The 1,106-nt window shown below is 66.9% G+C and carries 1 protein-coding gene; it reads right to left on the bottom strand.

Annotated features, from left to right (window positions below; translation table 11 throughout):
* Nucleotides 1-145: 145 nt before the first annotated feature.
* On the bottom strand, nt 146-988 hold the full coding sequence (locus AHiyo1_RS08320; RefSeq protein ID WP_084784417.1) for an IclR family transcriptional regulator: 843 nt from the start codon (nt 986-988) through the stop codon (nt 146-148).
* Between the last annotated feature and the right edge of the window lie 118 nt (nt 989-1,106).

Raw genomic sequence — 1,106 nt, 5'->3', positions numbered from 1 at the left:
GCCTTTTGCCCGTCCCCCTCCGACGCTCGCTCACTTTTGGGGTGTTTTCGGCGGACGCTCGCTCACTTTTGGTGAGCGAGCGTCCTGGCATTTGGCCCTATATGTGAGCGAGCGTCCCAGTCGACCAGAGGGAACGACGTCGGGGTCAGGCTTGGGTGCCCAGCCTGCGGGAAATTTCCCTCGCGCACCTGGTCACTTCCGGAATCCACTCCCGGGCGACGTCCTCGATGCGGACCGCCCTTTCCTCCGGGGTCTCGGCGTCCTTGGCCCGGTGACGGGTGCCTCCGCCGGGAAACGCCCGGTTCGACACCGTTAACGTCACGCTGGCCACGGGATAGCGCTGCCGGTCGAGGACGGCGACCGCCACAGAAGAAAACCCCTCCGTGACCTCGTCCTGCTCCCACGCATATCCGAGCGACCGTGCCCGCGCCAAGAGATCCTGCAGCGCGGGCAAGGATTGCGGGCCTTTGCTGTGGCGCTCCGCGAAAGCCTCTGGCCCAGGGAAAAGCGCAGCCACCTGGGCGGGGTCCATCTGGGCCATCATCGCCCTGCCGCTGGCCGTCAGGTGGGCAGGAAGCCGGACTCCGGTGTCGGTGACAAGGGGGCTTTGCCGCGGCGCCCGCTCCTCGATCACGTAAACGACGTCGCGCCCGTGCATCACGGCAAGATGGGCAGTCCGGCGGGTCCGGGCGACGAGCCGGGACAGGGGGAACCGGGCGATCCGCTGGATCGGAGCTTGCCGCGAATACCCGGTCCCCAACTCATGGGCGGTCACTCCCAAGGCATACTTGCGCTCCTCGGGAAGATGGACCAGGAAGCCGTCATCGATCAGGGAGGCAATGAGCTGATACGTGGTGGACCGAGGCAGTCCAACATCGCGCGCAATGATGGACGCGCTGACCGGGCCGGCCTGTCCGGCAACGTATCTGAGAACCGCCAGCACCTGAGCCGCGGCCGGCGCCTTGGGCCGCACCGATTGACTGTACATTGTCCTAGAATACGCCTCGGAATGTCCGGTATACCGGACGTTGCGCCCGCTAAGAAAGTCCCTCCAACCGGGCCCGTGCCGTTTCCGCGGCCCGGCGCTCCCGCTCGGCTAGCCGGGC

This window comes from Arthrobacter sp. Hiyo1 (genome assembly GCF_001263615.2).
In the GTDB taxonomy this organism is placed as follows: Bacteria; Actinomycetota; Actinomycetes; order Actinomycetales; family Micrococcaceae; genus Arthrobacter.
This window is presented reverse-complemented; position numbering and strand designations above follow the sequence as displayed.

Coding starts and splice junctions, on each gene's coding strand:
- AHiyo1_RS08320 (WP_084784417.1), bottom strand. CDS start 988: ATGTACAGTCAATCGGTGCGGCCCAAGGCGCCGGCCGCGGCTCAGGTG.